This window comes from Pseudoduganella rivuli (assembly GCF_009674485.1).
GTDB lineage: Bacteria > Pseudomonadota > Gammaproteobacteria > Burkholderiales > Burkholderiaceae_D > Rugamonas > Rugamonas rivuli_B.
Window position 1 is genome coordinate 1 of the sequence record NZ_WKJJ01000015.1, and the last position, 17,909, is coordinate 17,909.

Annotated in this window: 16 protein-coding genes; 4 read left to right on the top strand and 12 right to left on the bottom strand. The window is 64.4% G+C overall.

From position 1 onward, the window contains the following. Positions 1–158: 158 nt before the first annotated feature. From GJ700_RS22320 to GJ700_RS22370, 11 genes are all read right to left on the bottom strand, one after another. Positions 159–1,076 (bottom strand): ion transporter, encoded by a 918-nt coding sequence (locus GJ700_RS22320; RefSeq protein ID WP_154378057.1) that lies wholly within the window; start codon positions 1,074–1,076, stop codon positions 159–161. Positions 1,077–1,169: 93 nt separating this feature from the next. Further along, complete coding sequence (locus GJ700_RS22325; protein ID WP_154378059.1) at positions 1,170–2,405, bottom strand: metal-dependent hydrolase; 1,236 nt, start codon at positions 2,403–2,405, stop codon at positions 1,170–1,172. A gap of 44 nt (positions 2,406–2,449) precedes the next feature. Then, positions 2,450–3,301 (bottom strand): GGDEF domain-containing protein, encoded by an 852-nt coding sequence (locus GJ700_RS22330; protein WP_195763981.1) that lies wholly within the window; start codon positions 3,299–3,301, stop codon positions 2,450–2,452. A 152-nt stretch (positions 3,302–3,453) separates the two neighbouring features. Then, positions 3,454–3,744, bottom strand: a complete 291-nt coding sequence (locus tag GJ700_RS22335) for a DUF427 domain-containing protein (RefSeq protein ID WP_154378063.1) — start codon at positions 3,742–3,744, stop codon at positions 3,454–3,456. Positions 3,745–3,783: 39 nt separating this feature from the next. Then, complete coding sequence (locus GJ700_RS22340) at positions 3,784–4,836, bottom strand: sensor domain-containing diguanylate cyclase (RefSeq protein WP_154378065.1); 1,053 nt, start codon at positions 4,834–4,836, stop codon at positions 3,784–3,786. Between the two features lie 104 nt (positions 4,837–4,940). After that, positions 4,941–5,588 (bottom strand): DsbA family oxidoreductase, encoded by a 648-nt coding sequence (locus GJ700_RS22345; RefSeq protein ID WP_154378067.1) that lies wholly within the window; start codon positions 5,586–5,588, stop codon positions 4,941–4,943. 76 nt (positions 5,589–5,664) lie between these two features. Next, entirely contained in the window at positions 5,665–6,300 is a 636-nt protein-coding gene (gene plsY, locus GJ700_RS22350) for a glycerol-3-phosphate 1-O-acyltransferase PlsY (RefSeq protein ID WP_154378069.1), read from the bottom strand. A 102-nt stretch (positions 6,301–6,402) separates the two neighbouring features. Next, positions 6,403–6,894 carry a Cys-tRNA(Pro) deacylase gene (ybaK, locus tag GJ700_RS22355; RefSeq protein WP_154378071.1) on the bottom strand — a complete coding sequence of 164 codons (492 nt, stop codon included), beginning with the start codon at positions 6,892–6,894 and terminating at the stop codon, positions 6,403–6,405. A 30-nt stretch (positions 6,895–6,924) separates the two neighbouring features. Beyond that, positions 6,925–7,812, bottom strand: coding sequence for a sterol desaturase family protein (locus tag GJ700_RS22360; protein ID WP_154378073.1), 888 nt, complete (start codon positions 7,810–7,812; stop codon positions 6,925–6,927). Between the two features lie 2 nt (positions 7,813–7,814). Then, on the bottom strand, positions 7,815–8,285 hold the full coding sequence (locus tag GJ700_RS22365; protein ID WP_154378075.1) for a hypothetical protein: 471 nt from the start codon (positions 8,283–8,285) through the stop codon (positions 7,815–7,817). Next, a complete protein-coding gene (locus GJ700_RS22370; RefSeq protein WP_154378077.1) occupies positions 8,282–9,337 on the bottom strand; it encodes a 2Fe-2S iron-sulfur cluster-binding protein in 1,056 nt (351 codons plus the stop codon). The genes GJ700_RS22365 and GJ700_RS22370 overlap by 4 nt, the downstream gene beginning before the upstream one ends. A 93-nt stretch (positions 9,338–9,430) precedes the next feature. Between GJ700_RS22370 and GJ700_RS22375 the strand changes: the two genes are divergently transcribed. Then, positions 9,431–10,105 (top strand): Crp/Fnr family transcriptional regulator, encoded by a 675-nt coding sequence (locus GJ700_RS22375; RefSeq protein WP_154378079.1) that lies wholly within the window; start codon positions 9,431–9,433, stop codon positions 10,103–10,105. A 28-nt stretch (positions 10,106–10,133) separates the two neighbouring features. Then, a complete protein-coding gene (locus GJ700_RS22380; protein ID WP_154378081.1) occupies positions 10,134–11,120 on the top strand; it encodes an endonuclease/exonuclease/phosphatase family protein in 987 nt (328 codons plus the stop codon). Between the two features lie 104 nt (positions 11,121–11,224). Here GJ700_RS22380 and GJ700_RS22385 read toward each other — a convergent pair whose 3' ends face one another. Then, positions 11,225–13,306 (bottom strand): putative bifunctional diguanylate cyclase/phosphodiesterase, encoded by a 2,082-nt coding sequence (locus GJ700_RS22385; protein WP_154378083.1) that lies wholly within the window; start codon positions 13,304–13,306, stop codon positions 11,225–11,227. Between the two features lie 232 nt (positions 13,307–13,538). Between GJ700_RS22385 and GJ700_RS22390 the strand changes: the two genes are divergently transcribed. Together GJ700_RS22390 and GJ700_RS22395 are read left to right on the top strand one after the other, a co-directional pair. Beyond that, positions 13,539–14,783, top strand: a complete 1,245-nt coding sequence (locus GJ700_RS22390; protein WP_154378085.1) for an efflux RND transporter periplasmic adaptor subunit — start codon at positions 13,539–13,541, stop codon at positions 14,781–14,783. A 3-nt stretch (positions 14,784–14,786) separates the two neighbouring features. Beyond that, complete coding sequence (locus GJ700_RS22395) at positions 14,787–17,903, top strand: efflux RND transporter permease subunit (RefSeq protein WP_154378087.1); 3,117 nt, start codon at positions 14,787–14,789, stop codon at positions 17,901–17,903. The last annotated feature ends 6 nt before the right edge of the window (positions 17,904–17,909 follow it).

The window sequence follows — 17,909 nt, forward strand, 5'->3', positions numbered from 1 at the left end:
GTAATGCCGGCTGCCCCGGCGTCAAGGAAGATACACCCTTGACCCCGGGCCAGTCGGCGAATAGGCGGAGCACAGTTTGGAAAGAATTTGCTGACGTACCTGGACAAACTTCATAGAAGGGCGGCTTGGTTTCATCAAGCCGCCATGCATGCGCAGCCCTAGGCTTGTTCAGTTAACGCCGCGCCACAATCCTTGCAATACCGCGCCGTGACCTCATGCCCGCCGCTGCCACAGGACGGGCATGCGCGGCGCGGCCGGTCGCCACCGCCCCGCTGGTACGCCATTTCCGAGCTGATGATGCCCGTGGGAACCGCCAGGATGCCCCAGCCCAGCAACATCATCAGCGACGCCACCGTACGCCCCAGGTCGGTTTTCGGCACCAGGTCGCCAAAACCCACTGTGGTGACGGTGCTGATGGCCCAGTACACGGCGGTGGGGATGCTGGTATAGCCGTGCTCCGGCCCTTCCACCACATACATGACGGTCCCCAGCACGAACACGATCAGCATCACCACCGACAAGAACACCAGGATCTTGCGGCGGCTGGCCAGCAATGCGCGGCCCAGCATGCCGTACTCGTCGATATACAACGTCAGCTTGAATATCCGGAACATGCGCAACAGGCGCAGGATGCGGATGTCGAGCAGCACGTGGGCCTGGGGAATGAACAGCGATATATAGCTGGGCAGCACGGCCAGCAGGTCGATCACGCCAAAGAAGCTGCGCGCGTAGCGGTCCGGCCGCTTCACGCACAGCAGGCGGCCGATATATTCGATGGTAAATACAACAGTGAACACCCACTCGGCTGCCAGCAGCAGGTGTCCATGCTTGCGCGCGACCGGGGCCAGGCTGGACAGCACGACCGCCGCCACGCTGAGCACGATGACGGCGATCAGCACCAGGTCGAACAGCCGGCCGGCCCGCGTATCGGATTCAAAAATCACGGCATACAGGCGCGCGCGCCAGCCGCCCTCCGGCTTGCCGAAATGCTGGTGCGGATCGCTGGAGGCGGCCGGCGGCGCCGGCACATTGGGCGGTGCACGATGCGGCGCTGACGGCGGGGACGGCTTGGCCATGGCATGCTCCGGATGCGGCGGACTACGCCATCTTAGCCCGGCTGTGTTCCAGCGTGGCGCGAAGCTGGAGGCGGTACCGCCCCCAGCGGCCGGTCAGGCGCCGCCCAGCAAATCCTGGCGCGGGTAATCCCACTTCGGTACACCGCCGGGACACGCCTTGCCGCCCCCCTGCGCCACCGGCATGGTGCTGAAATTGCCCCGCGGCGTGGTGGCGAAGCGCAAGTCCGTGGCGGCGCCATGTTCCAGTACCGGCGCGCGGGCAAAACGCATCCAGTCGTCGAACCAGCAATTGCTTTCCCGGAGCTGGCGCAGCGCGGCCAGGCTGCCTTGCACTTGCCGGTATTGCAGCACGTCGCCAGCGGCCGTCAGCGCGGCCGATGGCGATGGATCGGCCAGGCCGGACGGGCACGACGCCGCCGGCAGCACCGAAGGCAGCACGCTGACCAGTCCGCGCCGCAACGTGTAGCTGCCCCGCGCCGCATTGCTTTCCACGGAAACGAAGATCCAGCATAGCGGCTGCGCGGGGAATGCCGTCATCGCCACATCCAGCACGCGCGTTGCCGCATCCTGTGTCCGCAGCGCGGCCGCCACCTGCGCCCGGCCGACGGCGGATGCGGTGCCCTGCACGCCGACAAACGCCACGCTGGCGAGCAACGCCAACGCCATCGCCCACCGGCTGTGCGCCCTTGCACTGCGCAGCAGCGCCAGCCCGACGCCCAGCGCCAGCAGCAGCCCGAATGACAGCGGCGCCAGGTACTCCTTGCGCAGGAAATACAGCATGGCCGCCGCCAGCCCCGCCATCAGCACCCAGCGCGGCGCCCTGCCCGGGACCGCCATGATCAGCGGCACGCCGAACGCAACCCAGAACACGGGTTCGATAATGAACACCATGTCGCCGTACAACCAGCGGCCGTCAAACGGATAAAACGGGTGCACGCCATAGGAATTGAGGTAATCCATGCCCAGGTGCAGCGCAAAACCGGCCGCCACGGCCAGCAGCAAGCCCCGCCGCGCCGTGGCGCTGCGCCGGAGCAGCGCGCGGGCATTGGGCCAGCCTGTCCACAGCAGCGCCACCAGCAGCAGCGCTTGCGGCAAGGCGTACAGCAAGGTGTGCGTATGGCCCCGGTGATTGAGCAGGTAGCCCAGCGGCGCCGGCAGCAGGTTGGTCAGGAACAGGTCGAGGTCGGGGAAGTTGCTGGCCAGCGCGCACGCGGTCAGCAACAGGCGGTGGCGCGTGCGCTGGCCGGCGTCATCCGGTTCCGGCGGCAGGCTGCGCTGCACCAATTCGCCGACACCGAGGCCGACGACAGAGTGGGTAATGTTATCCATGCACGCATGCTAACCCAGCGGCGTCAAATTCGTAGGGCGGCAGGCTACGCCCAGCGCACGCAGTTGCGGCCCGCCGTCTTGGCCGAATACAGCGCATCGTCGGCCCGGTCCAGCAACGATTCCAGCGTATCGTCGGCACGCAACTGGCTCTCGCCGATGGAAATCGAGATCGCGGGCAGGCCCGCCATGTGGCGCGACACCGCGTTCGAGACGGCGCGGCGCAGCCGTTCCGCGATGGCCAGCGCCGGCTCCTGGCCCGTGTCCGGCAACAGCACCGCGAATTCCTCGCCGCCAAAGCGGGCCAGCAAGTCGCCGGGACGGATATTGTCGTTCAAGGTCATCGCCACGGCGCGCAGCGCGCGGTCGCCTGCCAGGTGGCCATGGGTATCGTTGAAGCGCTTGAAGTGGTCGATGTCGACCATCAGGACGGCCAGCGGCTTGCCGTCGCGCTGGCCCCGCTCGACCTGGCGGCGGAAGGCCTGGTCCAGCCAGCGGCGGTTGTGCAAGCCCGTCAAGCCATCGACAAAGGCCAGGCTTTCAAATTCACTCTGGCGGTGGATGCTGTAGCGCACCGCGTCATTGCCCTGGCGCACGCGGCTGGACAACGTGATGAGCATGTTGCGCGCCAGCGCATGGGAGGCATTGATCAGCGACCACATGGTATCGCGCGACAACACCAGCATGCGGCTGGCGGCGCTGACGATGACATAGGCCGACGGTTCGCACGCTTCGATCAGCGACATTTCACCCACGCACTCGCCCTGGCCCAGGCGCAGGTTGTACGGCTGGTCGGGCGTCGTCAGGTGCACGTCGACCTGGCCTTCCAGCAGCACGTACAGGTTATCGTTGGATTTGCCCGGCTCGATCAGCACCACACCTTCAGGCACTTCGATCACACTGCAATGCTCCATCAACCGTTCGATGGCATCGAAACTGACCCCCGTGAATAACCGGGTCCGGGCAATATCATCGTGAAGGCGGGTTAGTTGCATGGGAATCGGTAACGCGGTAAACCAGGAAGAGTTACCGATTATAAACGTTTCAGGCACTAACGTTGCACGTCGACGCCGCGCCAGAACGCCACGTGGTCCTTGATCTGCTTTGCTTTTTCCGACGGATGCCGGTAAAACCACGCGGCATTTTCGTTGACTTTGCCATCCACCACCAGGTGGTAATAACTGGCCGTGCCCTTCCACGGGCATACCGTCGTGTGCGTACTGTCTTGCAGGTATTCCTCGTGCACTTTATCGATCGGGAAATACACGTTGTTTTCCACGATCTCCACTTCATCATCGCCCGCCTCGGCAATGACTTCACCATTCCAGATTGCTTTCGGCATGACCGCCTCCTGATGCACTCCGTTACGATCCGATGAATATCAACTTTCGACGCGGTTGCGGCCATTGGCCTTGGCCCGGCGCAGCGCCTGCGCCGCCTGTTCCAGCATGGCGTCGCCGTCGCTGACGTCCATGTGGTTGAACGCACCCACGCCGATGCTGACCGTGACGGGCGTCAGGCGCCCTGCTTCGCGGTGGATCAGCCCGGCGATTTTCGCGCGCAGGTTTTCCGCCAGCTTCAATGCGCCTTCGTGCGGCGTGCTGGGCAACAACACGCACAGTTCGTCGCCGCCATGGCGGCCCGCCACGTCGATCACACGCACGCTGTCCTTCACCACGCGCGCGATATTGGCCAGCACCATGTCGCCGGCGGCTTCGCCGTGGCGCTGGTTGACGTCGCGGAACTGGTCGATGCCGATCATCAGCGCCGTCAGCGGCGTGCGGAAACGGCGCGTGCGGGCCACTTCAAAATGCAGTTTCGACAACAGCGAACGCCGGTTATGCAAACCCGTTTGTGCATCGGTGGTGGTCAGGTCGGCCAGTTCGGCGCGGGCCGCGGCCAGCGCCCGTTCGCGGCCATGGGCGTTAATCAGCGCCATGACTTGCTCCGCCAAGCCTTTCAGCAGGGTGCGATGCTCACTGTCGAGGCGGCCCGGTTTGCCGTCGGCCACCGTCAAAGCGCCGATGGTGCAGCCATCCTGGGTGACCAGCGGAGCGGAACTGGCCATGCGCAAGCGCGGTTCGCCGGATGTATATGGCATGAAGGCCGTGCGGCCGTCTGCGCGCAAGTCGTCGATTTCCCACGCGCCCACCTGCACCGCCAGCGCGCTGCAGCTGTGTTCACGCGGCAGTTCGGGCGGCAGCACGCCGGGCTCCAGGCCCGTGACCGCATGCAGGTGCACGGTGTCGGCCCCCGCCAGCGCAATCCACGCATAGGGCAAGCCGCACACGCGGGCAGCCAGCCCCGCCAGGAAGCGGAACTGGTCGCCATCGGCCACGTCCAGCGCCCCGCTGCGCAGCAAGGCCGCCGCCCGGCGCGCATCGTCCGCTGGCTGGATGGGCGTGAGCGGGTGGATATTCTGTGCGGCGAGCATGGGGCTTCCCTTCGGCGGCGGTTGATTGGCGGTGCTGCATCGGCAAGTTTAGCGCAAAATCAATCTTGCAAGCCACTGATCGGCAAAGAGGAAACCAGCAAAGGCTATGCCTCGGCCATGATTTGCCGCAGCGCGCGCTCGAACACGTCGGCCGGCTGGCCGCCGGAAATCAAATGGCGGTCGTTGACGATGACGGCCGGGACGGAATTGATGCCGAGGCGGCGGTAGTGTTCCTCATCTTGCCGCACCAGGTCCGCGTAGCGGTCCGACGCCAGCACCTGGGCCGCCTGTTCGCCCTCCAGTCCCGCCCTGACGGCCGCCGCCTGCAGCACCGCGTGCGCGCTGGGATCTTCGCCCAGCGTGAAATACGCTTCGAACAGCGCATGCTTCAATTCGCGCTGGCGGCCCTGCTCGCCCGCCCAGTGCAGCAAGCGGTGCGCATCGAAGGTGTTATAGATGCGGCTGCGCTTGCCCATGGCGAAATCAAAGCCCACGTCCTGGCCACGCTGGCGGATCATGGCGCGCGTCTGTTCCTGTTGCTCGGCGGTGGCGCCGTATTTTTGCTGCAAGTGTTCGGTGATGTCCTGCCCTTCCGGACCCATGTTCGGGTTCAGTTCGAAGGGCTGGAATTGCAGGGAGAGGGCTGCGTCGTCGCCGATCCGGGCCAGCGCCTGTTCCAGCGCATTGAGGCCGATCGCGCACCATGGGCACGACACATCGGAAACGAAATCAATCTTGAGGGGAGTGGCCATGGTGCGGTCCTGTTCGGTTGGTATCCCGGACAGATGGGGCTTGCAGCACCAGCTTCAAGCACCATAGCGCAAATGCTTATTTTTTCTGCGCGCCTTTGCTCTTGCTGCCAATGCGGCTTTCCTTGCCCGCCACCAGGTTGGCGATGTTCTGGCTATGGCGCAGCACCAGCAAGATGCTCATCAGGATCACCGCGCCCAGTTGCGGGTCGGTACCGAACAGCAAACCATAATAGAACGGCGCAAACAGCGCGGCCACCAGCGCTGCCAGCGACGAATAGCGGAACGCATACGCCACCACCAGCCACGTCACCAGCGTCGCCACACCCAGCCACACATTCAAACCCAGCAGCACGCCGGCCGCCGTGGCCACGCCTTTGCCCCCGACGAAATTGAAGAACACGGGCCACAGGTGGCCGATGAAGACAGCAATGGCGATCAGCGCGATATCCAGGTCGCCGAGACCGTATTTATCTTGCAACAACACGGCCAGGAACACGGGCAGCCAGCCTTTGGCGGCGTCGCCGATCAAGGTGACAATCGCGGCTTTTTTGTTGCCACTTCGCAACACATTGGTGGCGCCGGGGTTTTTCGAACCATAGGTGCGCGGATCGGCCAGGCCGAACAGCTTGCTCGACACGACGGCAAACGAGATTGAGCCGATCAGGTAGGCAGCCACGGTCAGCACGACCGTCATCAGTACAGAATTCATCATTTTCCTTCTTATGGGGGAATGCCCGCCGCAGGACGGGCCGCAGGACTATACACCAGCAAGCCTGGAGGACTCAATCCGGACTCAAGCCGATTCAGTCCGGATTCAGTCGGCCAGCGCGCAGTGCACCGGCTTTGCGCCCAGCAAGTCCGTCAGCACGGCGGGGGCGATGCCGACCAGGTAGCCGCGCCGGCCGCCGTTGATATAGATGGTTTCCAGCGCGAGGATGGATTCCTCCACGTAGACCGGCATGGCCTTCTTGGTGCCGAACGGGGACGTGCCGCCCACCAGGTAGCCGGAGTGGCGTTGCGCCACGTCCGGCTTGCACGGTTCCACCGACTTGCAGCCGATGCCGCGCGCCAGGTTTTTGGTCGACACCTTGCAATCGCCGTGCATCAGGACGATCAGCGGCTTGGCCGCTTCATCCTGCATCACCAGGGTTTTCACCACGTGGTGCTCGTCGACCCCGAGTTCGCGCGACGACACGGACGTGCCGCCATGCTCTTCATAGTCATACGGATGTTCGGAAAACGCCACCTTGTGCTTGCGAAGCAGCTGGGTGGCCGGCGTCTCGGAAATATGTTCTTTCTTGGCCATGGCACATGATGCGGGTTGAACGATGGGCGCTCATTGTACGGCAATGGCCGTGCCGTCGGCAGTGACGATGACGGCGCGCGCCTCCCGTAATTCCTGCTCGGAACTGGGCGCCAGCGCCGCTTCCGGCGCGCGCGGCGTGGCGGCCACCCGCACCAGCGGCCAGAACAGTTGCACGGCCCAGGGTTCGATGGCCACGCCGGCCGGCAGACCATAGGCGTCCTGCGGGCGGTGTGGATGACCGCTGCTGGTGCCGTGCAACTGGTCCCACAAGTTCAGCACGTTGCCGTAATTGGACGCGGCATTGCCATAGCGCCCGATGCCGTGGTGCGCATGGTGAAAGTCCTGCAAGGCGATGAACCGTTCGGCGCCATTCAACACCAGCCGCCCCACGGCAAACCGGCGCAGCCACAAATCCCAGCGGAACGACACATGCTGCAGATAGACGACCACCAGCTTGGCGCCCACCATGATGGCCCCTGCGGGCGCCGCGCCCACATAGGCCAGCAGCGGGGCCATGATATTGACCGGCAACAGCAGGTAATACAACGTATTTTCCCGTACGCCCATCAGCACGCTCATCCGCGTCGGGATATGGTGCGGCTTGTGCAGCCGCCACAGCCATGCCTTCTGGTGCGCCATGCGGTGCAGCCAGTAATTGCCGTAATCGTCGAGGATCAGGACGGCGATAAATACCAGCCACACCGGCGCGTGCGCCAGGATGCCGCGGCCCTGCGGCCACAGTAGCGGCAACAGCATGCCGATCGCGGCCAGCGGCACGCCACGGATCGAGAAGGCGATGACGATGCTGAGCACATTGACGCCCAGTTCATTCATGCTGAGCGCGCGCGGCTTGCGGAATTCCCCCGCCACCACATCCAGCAGCAGCAACAAGACAAAAACAGTCAATCCAATGGCCATGATCAGTCTCCCGCGCCGTCACGGCTTTCGACGAAGAACACCGGCTTGCCGACCCGGGCCGGATTGACGGTGACGTCCACCGCCACCTTGCCGTCGACGCGCGCGAAGTCCTTGCTGCCGCCGGAGAACGACAAATGCCCCCGCTCGCCGCTGCCGGGGATGGTCTGGAAATGCGCGGAGACCGCGCCGCCGGCCGTCGACTTCAGCTCGCAATCGCCGACACCCTCGACGATTTTCTTGTCCACCACGGTATCGGCGATGGCGCACTGCGCGTGGAACCGCACCGTCGCTCCCTGCAGCGTCAGGCGCCCCGCGCCTTCGATGACGAGGTGCAAACGGGATCGATTGGGGCCGGCGGCGATTTCCGTCATGTGCCGGGTGGTTGCCCCGATGGCCAGCCGGACTGGCTCTTGCGCGCACGCGGGCTGCGCCAGCGAGGAGAGAAAAGCGATCGTTGCAATGTGGTTTTTCATGGCAAGTTCAAATGGCTGCGGTCGAGAAAGCGGTCGTAATACAGGTGGCTGCCGCCGCCCAGCTGCCGTACGGCGGCGACGGTGGCGTCGATCATGGCGGGCGGGCCGCACAGGTAAACACTGCTGTCCGGCACACTGCAAAAGCTGCCGAGGTGTCTGTCGCAATAGCCCGTCAAGCCGCGCCAGCCCGAATCCGCCGGTTCCTGCGACAGCACGGGCGCCACCACCATGGTCCCCGGCCAGGTACGTTGCAAGGCTTGCAGTTGTTCCTGGCAATACAGGTCACGCTGGCTGCGGGCTGCAATAAACAACGTCACGTCGGGCGCGCTGCGGCGCGTGCCGAGCGCTTCCAGCATGGCCAGCACGGGCGCCAGTCCCGTGCCGCCCGCCACGCACACGATGGGCCGGCCATCATCGCGGAAACCGAAATCGCCATAGGGGCCGGCCAGCTGTATCCGTTCGCCGCTGCGGTCGGCCGCGAACAGCCATTCCGTGAACAGCCCTCCCGCCACACGGCGCACGTGGAATGGCACGCGGCACTGTGGTCCACCCTGCGGCGCGGCGCTGAATGAATAACAGCGGGGCGCATCGGCCAGCGCCGCATGGCCCGGCACGGTCAGTTGCGCATACTGTCCTGCCGTATAGGCGATAGGGTCATCGAGCTCGATGACCAGTTGCACAATATCGTGACTGAATGCGTGCATCTGCGCGATGCGGCCACTGCGCACGGCCTGCGCCCCCACGCCCGGAGTCAGTCCCGGCACGTCCAGCTGCACGTCGCCCAGCGCTTCGCTCTGGCATGCCAGCAGGTAGCCCTGGCGCAGCGCCGCCGTGCCGACGTGGCGGGAAATATCCTGCCTGAGCCGCACCCTGCCCGTCACCAGCCGGCAGCGGCATGAGCCGCACTCGCCGGCCAGGCATAAATGCGGCATCCGCCAGCCGGCGCGCAAGCCCGCCTTCACCAGCGACTCGCCGCGCCCCACCGGCGCCGAGTCCGCCGTCCCGTTGACCGTCATGCGCCAGCCGCCGCCGGTCCCTTCTGTCCCATCCATATCACTCCCGTCCGATGATGAATACACACGGAACTTTTATATCAGTGGAGCAATATCTATACTGTAAAGGACTTCACAGTGCCCTTGCCGCCGATGCCCTTTCCCCGACACCACGCCACCTTGCTGGACAACCTGATCCCTGCCACACGCCAGGCTGTGCTGCAGGCCGGCACGGAGCGGCGTTACCGGGACGGCCAGGTCATCCACCGGCAGGGCGACAACAATCGCGCGCTGCAAGTGATCCTGGAGGGCGCCGTGACATTCAGCCGTCTCGATGCGGAAGGACGGCAAGTGACGATGGCCACCGTCGGCGCCGGCGGGATATTTGGCCAGATTCCCCTGCTGACGGGCCGCCTGCGCACCCATGACGCCATGGCGGCGGGCGATGCGCGCGTACTGCATATTGCGCCGGAAAGCTTCAACGGCTTGCTTCAGCGCCATCCTGACTTGCGCGAGGCGCTGCTGGCGGACCTGGCCGACGCATTGGCGCAGGCGCTGGATTTGCTGGACGACAGCCAGCGGCTGGCCCTGCCGCAGCGCATGGCGCGCTACCTGCTGGCCAAGGCCGGCAGCCCTGAACCCGGCGGGCCACCCACGGTGCACGCCAGCCAGAGCGATATTGCCAGCGCCCTCAATGTCACGCGCGAGGCCGTGGCCATGGCGCTGAAACACTTCCGCGCCGATGGTATGGTGGAAACGCGCTACCGGGCCATCGTCCTGGCGCGCCCGGATGCACTGCATGCTATAGCCCGGCTGCCGCCACCGTGATACGCTAAGCCTACAGGAGGAGTCTTGGATGACGCAGCAGGAAATCCGCTTTGCCACTTTCAATGTTTGCAACCTGGCCCCAGCAGGCGCGCAGCTGTATGACAACCTGGCCCCGCTGACGGCCGATGAATACGAAGCCAAGGCCAACTGGACCGCGCGGCAAATCGACTTGCTCGATGCCGATGTGATCGGGTTCCAGGAAATCTTTTCCCAGGCGGCACTGCGCGATGTGCTGTCCCGCACGCGGCTCTACCGCGACGCGGTGCACGCCGGCTTCGATCCCGATCCCCATGCCACGCGCCTGACACCCAATGTGGCGCTGGTGTCGCGCCTGCCGCTGGCGGCGGAACCGGTGGTCTATGCGGATTTCCCGCAAGGCGTGTCGTCGGACTCGGGCAACCCCGATGCCGACCGCTTTGCCCGCGCCCCGCTGCATGCCCCGGTGCTGCTGCCCAATGGCGTGGTGGCCGATATCGTCGTGGTGCATTTGAAGTCGCGCCGGCCCGATTACCGCAATGGCGACGGCAACGGCGACCCGCTGCAATATGCGCTGGCCAATTTACGTTCGCTGGTCTGGCGCGGCACGGAAGCGGTGGCGCTGCGCGTGCTGCTGTCGAACCTGATGCGTGAAAACAACCGGCCGTGCGTGGCCATGGGCGACTTCAACGACACGGCCGATGCGGTCACCACCACCATCGTCATGGGCGCCGGCTCCGCGTGCGAACCGGGCGATGAATTCAGGGGCCGCATGTTCGATTGCGCGCAAATCCAGATGCGCCAGGATTTGCTGCGGCACGTGGGCTTCACCACTTTGCACGAAGGGCGCTACAACACGATCGACCATATCCTGGTGTCGGAACATTTCCACCAGCAATCGGCGCGGGCGATAGCCGATGTGCTGGATGTCGCCTACCTCAACGACCACCTGGCCGATATGCGGCCGGAAGTGTCCGACCACGGGCAGGTCAGGGTCCGCCTGCGCTTGCGCGACATGCCGGATTCCGTAGGGCGGTAATCCGCAGGATTGCCGCCATGCCGGCGCAGCCACTGCTGCCGGCGCCACCACTGCGCGCGCACGGCGGCTTGATGAGACCAAGCCGCCCTACGCATTCAACGTTATCAACGTAACAGTTGCACCAGTTCGCCGCCTTCTACCTGGCGCTCCGCCAGCAAGCCCTGGTAATAATCGCATCCATGGCTGCGCAGCAAATCCAGTTGCGCAGCCGTCTCCACCCCTTCGGCCGTCACTTGCATGTGCAGGCTGCGCGCCATCGCAACAGTGGCGGCAATCGCGGCGCCATCGTGCGCGCCCGTGAAAGAGCGGTCGATTTTCAGTTTGCCGACCGGGTAGGTTTTCAGCAGGCCCAGCTGTGAATAGCCGGTGCCGAAGTCATCGATGGCCAGCCGCACGCCCTGCGCATGCAGCGCTTGCAGCAGCGCCGGCGCATCATGGCACTTCATCAGCAAGTCTTCCGTCAACTCCAGTTCCAGCCCGTCCGGCGGCAGTCCCGTGGCGGCCAGCGCTTCTGCCACCGCGTGCGGCAATTGCGCAAATTGGGCGGGTGACACGTTGACGGCCACCACCAGGTCCTGGCCTGCCGCGCGCCAGCGTTGCGCGGCGCCGCAGGCTTCCCGCAACACCCACTGGCTGATGGCCGGCATCAGGCCGGCCGCTTCCGCCACCGGGAGAAAATGTTGCGGCGCCTGCACGCCCCGCTGCGGATCGCACCAGCGCAACAGCGCTTCCATCGCCACGGGCTGGCCCGTGCGCACGTCGATTTCCGGCTGGTAGTGCAGCGTGAACTCGCCTGCCGCCAGCGCGGCGCGCAGGCGCTGTTCGAGGCCTGCCCGCTCGCTGGCCTGTGCATGCATGTGCGGATTGAAAAACTGAAAACTGTTGCGGCGGTTTTGCTTGGCGTGATACATGGCCACGTCGGCGCGCGCAATCAATTCGTCGATACTGCCGCCATCGCCGGGAAAAATGCTGATCCCGATCGACGCGGACAGCGGCAAGGTATGTCCTTCCACCACGCATGGCTGCGCCAGTGCCTGCAGGATGGAACCCGCCACGTGCGCAGCCTGGCCGCTGCCGCCGATATCGGCCAGCAGCACGAGGAATTCATCGCCGCCGTAGCGGCTGACCGTATCGGCGCCCCGCACGCAACGCACCAGGCGCGCCGCCACTTCCTTCAGCAACGCGTCGCCCACCGGGTGGCCCAGCGTATCGTTGACTTGCTTGAAGTGGTCCAGGTCGATGTACAGGATGGCCAGCATGGCCTGGTGGCGACGCGCCGCCGCCAGCGCCTGCGACAGCCGGTCCTGCAGCAGCACGCGGTTCGGCAAATCCGTCAGGTAATCGTGTTCGGCCAGGTGGCGCGTGCGCTCTTCCGCCTTCTTGCGGTCGGAAATATCGGACAGGATCCCCATGTAATTGGTGATATTGCCCTGCGCATCGCGGATGGCGGTCAGCGCCAGCCAGCCGGGAAACGGATCGCCGCCCGCTCGGCGCGATGCGATTTCCCCCTGCCAGTAGCCGTCGTCATCCACTTCGCGCCACATCCGGTGGCACAGTTCAGTGTCCTCGAAACCGCTCTGCACGCTAATGAAGTCATGGCCAAGCATCTGCTGCTCGGTGCGGCCCGTCACCTGCGCATAAGCATGGTTGGCGGCAATGATGCGGCGCTGCCGGTCCATCAGCACGATGGCGTCGCGGCTGTATTCAAAAACCTGTGCCGCCAGGTTCAATTGCCGCTCCAGTTGCTTGCGGGCCGTGACGTCCACGTCCATGCAAAACACTTGCCGCACGACGCCCCCCCGCACCACGGGAAACAGCATCGAATAGACCCACAGGTCGCGCCCGTCGGCGGTGCGTACGCGCCAGTCGGCGGCCGGGCTGGGCTGGCCGGTTTGCCACACCTGCTCCAGTATCGCATCGCGCGCGGCCTGGTCTTCGAAGGTATACAAGCCATTTAATGGCTTGCCCAGCGCGCCATCGCCATCGATGCCATACAGCAAGCGGCAACTGTCGTTCCAGAACTGCACATTACGTGCGTGGTCCATGCAGTGAACGGCGACCAGCGGCGTCAATTCCATCGCGCCGATCAGGTGGGAAATCAAGTCCAGCGCGTCTTGCGCCGGGTGGTGGTGGGGGTGCACTTCTTGATCCACGGCGTCCTCGCTGGTGGTGGCGGTTTGCTCCATGATCCCGCTCTACGGCTGTGCCGCTATTGATACTTGTCAGTGTCGCACGAAGACCACCGCTCTTTAAAAAAAATCAACTTCTTGACTGATCCAGCGCAATCCATCCCCGTTTTTCTGCATTCCAGCCGCCCGATCCCACGCTTTATCGCACTGCCGTGGTGCGGGGACTTGGAATTTTCTACAGTGTCACCATCCCTTCCGCCGGCATGTTGTGCCCAACCGAGAACATATAATGAAACTGGAAACTCTGCCCTTGTCCCCCAAATCCCCGACCCCGGCCAGCCGGCGCTGGAAAAAGCCGGCCATAGCGCTGGTCGTGCTGGCCCTGGCCGGCGGCGGCTGGACCGTCATGCAGTCGAAAAAAGCGCCGGCCACGGCACCGGCTGCGGCGAAAAGCGCGGAAAAAAAAGGTCCGGACACGTTCGAGCTGGCGTCCAGCGACGTGGCCGCCATCGATGCGCGCGCGCTGTCCGTCAGCTTGCCGCTGTCGGGCTCGCTGATGCCGATTGCCCAAGCCACCATCAAAGCCAAGGTGTCGGGCGAAGTGCGTGAGACCATGGTACGCGAAGGCATGACCGTTACCGCAGGACAAGTCATTGCCCGCCTCGACCAGGCCGACTGGCAAGCCCGCGCCAGCCAGCAACAGGCCGCCGTGGACGAAGCGCAGGCGCGCCTGGCCATGGCCAACCGCAACCATGCGAACAGCCAGGCCTTGCTGAAACAGAATTTCATTTCCCAAACCCAGTTCGACACCACGGCCAACGCGGTGGAACTGGCGCGCGCTTCCGTCAAGGCGGCGCAAGCCCAGCTGGACCTGGCCCGCATCGCGCTGAATGACAGCGTGATCCGCGCGCCGATCAGCGGCATTGTCTCCAAACGTCATGTGCAGGCGGGCGAAAAAGTCGCGCCTGACATGCCCGTCTTCACCATCGTCAACCTGTCCGAACTGACGCTCGAAGCGCAGGTGCCCGCTTCCGACATTCCCCGTGTGAAAGTGGGCCAGGAAGTGGCGTTCAAGGTCGATGGTTTCCAGCAGCGCGAATTCAGCGGCAAGGTGGCCCGCATCAACCCGGCCGCGGAAGCCGGTTCGCGCGCCATGCTGGTGTATATCTCCGTGGCGAACCACGATGGCGCGCTGCTGGGCGGCATGTTTGCCAAGGGCGGCATCGTCACGGCCCGTTCGCCAGTGATGCCGCTGGTGCCGCTGGCGGCCGTGCGCGACGAACAGGGCAAGCAGGTGGTGTACCGGATCGACCAGGGCAACGTGGTGGCGCAACCGGTGAAACTGGGCTTGCGCAACGAAGACCTGGGGTATGCGGAAGTCACGGAAGGGCTGGCGCCCGGCGCGCAAGTGATCGTCGCCAAGCTGGAAGGCGTGAAACCGGGCGTGAAGGTGAAAGCCCCTGCCGTCGCTCCCGCGCCGGCGCAGCCATCGTCCGAAGCGCAACAGACCGCCGCCCTGGCGCAGCGGGGTTAAGCCATGTGGATCACTAAAATCAGTATCCGGTACCCGGTGTTTGCCACCATGGTGATGGTGGCGCTGATGGTGCTGGGCTTGTCCTCGTACAAACGGCTGGGCGTGGAAAGCATGCCGAACGTGCAAATCCCGGTTGCCGTGATTGAAATCCAGTATCCGGGCGCGTCGCCGGAACAGGTGGAAAACGACATTACCCGCCCGGTGGAAGACATCGTCAACACCGTATCCGGCGTGAAAACCATCCGCGCCAACTCGTGGGAAGGCCGGGCCGGGCTTTTCCTGGAATTCCAGCTGGCCACCAACATGGACCGCGCGATGCAGGAATTGCGCGACAAGGTGGCGCAGGTGCGTCCCCGCTTCCCGAAAGAAGCCAAGGACCCGTTCATCATCCGCGCGGAAGGCGACAATGAACAGCCCATCGTGACGATGGCGCTGACCTCGTCGCAGCGCGGCTTGCGCGAACTGTCGACCATGACGGACCAGATCATTTCCAAGCGCTTCCAGGGCGTGCCGGGCGTGGGCCAGGTGCGCGTGACCGGCACCACCAAGCGCCAGGTGTGGATCAGCCTGCGTCCGGGCGACATGCGTGCGCAAGCCGTCGGCGTCGATGAAGTGATCCGCGCGATCCAGAACACCAATGCCAACCTGCCGGCCGGTAACGTCAGCCAGGGCGTCACCGAGCAATTGATCCGCGTCGAAGGCAAGATCAAGGAAGCGCGCGAATTCAACAAGATCATCGTGGCGCGCCGCGCATCCGGCCCGGTCTACCTGGACCAAGTGGCCAGCGTCATCGATGGCGAGGAAGAAGCGCAATCGTATTCGCGCATCAACGGCCAGCCGGGCGTCACGCTGGAAGTCACCAAGGTGCAGGACGCCAACGTGGTGGAAGTGGGCACCGGCATCGCCAGCGTCGTCGACGAACTGAAAAAATCGCTGCCGTCCGACATCCAGCTGCGCATCATGGATTCGCAATCGGAGCGCGTGCAGGGCCAGCTCGACAACGTCAAGCACACCATCGTCGAAGGCGCCGTGCTGACCATGGTGATCGTGTTCTTCTTCCTGAAATCGTGGCGCTCGACCATCATCACCGGCCTGACCCTGCCGATCGCGGTGCTGGCCAGCTTCATCGCCATGAAGGCATTCGGCTTCACGCTGAACTTCCTGACCCTGATGGCGCTGTCGCTGTGCATCGGCCTGCTGATCGACGATGCGATCGTGGTGCGTGAAAACATCGTTCGCCATTTCGGCATGGGCAAGGACCATCATCAGGCGGCCGAAGACGGCACCAATGAAATCGGCCTGGCGGTGATGGCCACCACGTTTGCGATTGTCGCCGTGTTCGTGCCGGTGGCCTTCATGGATGGCATCATCGGCCGCTTCTTCCTGCAGTTCGGCATCACGGTGACGGTGGCGGTGCTGATTTCGCTGTTCGTGTCGTTCACGCTCGACCCGATGCTGTCGTCCGTCTGGCCCGATCCGGAACACGACCGCTTCAAGTACCTGCCGTGGCTGGGCCGCTTCATGGACTTCGTCGAACGCGGCGTGGACCGGGTGCACGTGTGGTACGGCAAGGTCCTGGAAGTGGCGCTGAACTGGCGCAAGACCACCTTGGCAGTGACGGCCGCCATCTTCGTGGGCAGCCTGATGCTGGTGCCAATGATCGGCGGCGAAATGTTCCCGGAAACCGACGATGGCAAAATCTTCATGCACTTCAAGACCCCGGTCGGTTCCAGCCTGGAATACACCGACAGCAAGGTCAAACAGGTGGAAGCGGCACTGAAACCGTTCAAGGAAATCGACACCGTCGTGGCCAATATCGGCACCCGCGACGGCCGCAACACGTCGGACGTGATCATCAAGCTGACGGACGTGAAGACGACCCATCGCCGCTCGCAAAAGGAGATGGAAAAAGCCATCCGCGAACGGCTGGCGCCGATTGCCGGTATCCAGCTGTCCGTGGGCCAAAAGCCGATCTTCATCGCCATCCTGGGCACCGATGAAGCAAAGCTGGACGCCGTGGCGCACCGCCTGATGGACAAGATGCGCAACATCAAGGGCGTGGCCGACCTGGAATACAGCCAGGAAGGCGCCAATCCGTCGACCCGCATCAAGATCAACAATGAACTGGCCAGCGACCTGGGCCTGACCACGCAGCAAATCGGTTCCGCACTGCGTCCGTTCGTGGCCGGTGAAACCGTCAGCCACTGGCTGGCGGCCGATGGCCAGAACTACGACATCAACGTGCAGTTGCCGAAGTCGGGCCGCCAGCGCGTGGCGGACTTGTCGGACCTGTCGATCGCGTCGTCGAAAGTCGCGCCCGATGGCGGGCCGCAAATGGTGCCGCTGCGCCAGGTGGTGGAATTCATTCCATCATCGAGCCCGCAAGTGCTGAAACGCCAGGCCTTGCAGCGCCGCGTGGCGATCTACGCCGGCGTCGAAGGGCGCCCTGCCGGCGACGTCGACAAGGATGTCAAGAAAGCCATGGATTCGATTGAATTGCCGGCCGGCGTGCGTTTCGACGTGGCGGGCAATGCGCAGCAGATGGAAGAAACCATGGGCGGCGCCATGACGGCGCTGGGCGTGGCGGTGATCTTCATCTACCTGGTGCTGGCGTCGCAGTTCGGCAGCTTCCTGCAACCGATCGCCATCATGATGTCGCTGCCGCTGTCGCTGATCGGCGTGCTGGCCGCGCTGCTGGTGACGGGATCGACGTTGAACGTGTTTTCCGTGATCGGCTTCATCATGCTGATGGGCCTGGTGACCAAGAACGCGATTTTGCTGGTGGACTTCACCAACCACGGCCAGCAGCATGGGCTGGACCAGCGCACCGCGATCCTGGAAGCGGGCCAGGTGCGCCTGCGTCCGATCCTGATGACGACCCTGGCGATGATCTTCGGCATGCTGCCGATGGCGATCGGCATGGGCGACGGCGGCGAAATCCAGGCGCCGATGGGCCGCGCCGTGATTGGCGGCGTGATCACGTCGACCCTGCTGACGCTGGTGGTGGTGCCGGTGGCCTACACGTACCTCGACAGCCTGGGCAAGCGCTGCGCACGGTGGTTTGGCGGCAAGCATGCCAAGGCCGAGCAAGCGGCGCTCACGGAAAGGAAGACGGCTTAAAATCCG

What these genes read in the sequence shown, in the direction of transcription:
- GJ700_RS22375 (WP_154378079.1), top strand. Translation starts at nt 9,431, where the DNA reads ATGCCCTTTCCCCGACACCACGCCACCTTGCTGGACAACCTGATCCCT.
- GJ700_RS22340 (WP_154378065.1), bottom strand. Translation starts at nt 4,836, where the DNA reads ATGCTCGCCGCACAGAATATCCACCCGCTCACGCCCATCCAGCCAGCG.
- GJ700_RS22345 (WP_154378067.1), bottom strand. Translation starts at nt 5,588, where the DNA reads ATGGCCACTCCCCTCAAGATTGATTTCGTTTCCGATGTGTCGTGCCCA.
- GJ700_RS22385 (WP_154378083.1), bottom strand. Translation starts at nt 13,306, where the DNA reads ATGGAGCAAACCGCCACCACCAGCGAGGACGCCGTGGATCAAGAAGTG.
- GJ700_RS22380 (WP_154378081.1), top strand. Translation starts at nt 10,134, where the DNA reads ATGACGCAGCAGGAAATCCGCTTTGCCACTTTCAATGTTTGCAACCTG.
- ybaK (WP_154378071.1), bottom strand. Translation starts at nt 6,894, where the DNA reads ATGGCCAAGAAAGAACATATTTCCGAGACGCCGGCCACCCAGCTGCTT.
- GJ700_RS22325 (WP_154378059.1), bottom strand. Translation starts at nt 2,405, where the DNA reads ATGGATAACATTACCCACTCTGTCGTCGGCCTCGGTGTCGGCGAATTG.
- GJ700_RS22335 (WP_154378063.1), bottom strand. Translation starts at nt 3,744, where the DNA reads ATGCCGAAAGCAATCTGGAATGGTGAAGTCATTGCCGAGGCGGGCGAT.
- GJ700_RS22390 (WP_154378085.1), top strand. Translation starts at nt 13,539, where the DNA reads ATGAAACTGGAAACTCTGCCCTTGTCCCCCAAATCCCCGACCCCGGCC.
- GJ700_RS22360 (WP_154378073.1), bottom strand. Translation starts at nt 7,812, where the DNA reads ATGGCCATTGGATTGACTGTTTTTGTCTTGTTGCTGCTGCTGGATGTG.
- GJ700_RS22395 (WP_154378087.1), top strand. Translation starts at nt 14,787, where the DNA reads ATGTGGATCACTAAAATCAGTATCCGGTACCCGGTGTTTGCCACCATG.
- GJ700_RS22365 (WP_154378075.1), bottom strand. Translation starts at nt 8,285, where the DNA reads ATGAAAAACCACATTGCAACGATCGCTTTTCTCTCCTCGCTGGCGCAG.
- plsY (WP_154378069.1), bottom strand. Translation starts at nt 6,300, where the DNA reads ATGATGAATTCTGTACTGATGACGGTCGTGCTGACCGTGGCTGCCTAC.
- GJ700_RS22370 (WP_154378077.1), bottom strand. Translation starts at nt 9,337, where the DNA reads ATGGATGGGACAGAAGGGACCGGCGGCGGCTGGCGCATGACGGTCAAC.
- GJ700_RS22320 (WP_154378057.1), bottom strand. Translation starts at nt 1,076, where the DNA reads ATGGCCAAGCCGTCCCCGCCGTCAGCGCCGCATCGTGCACCGCCCAAT.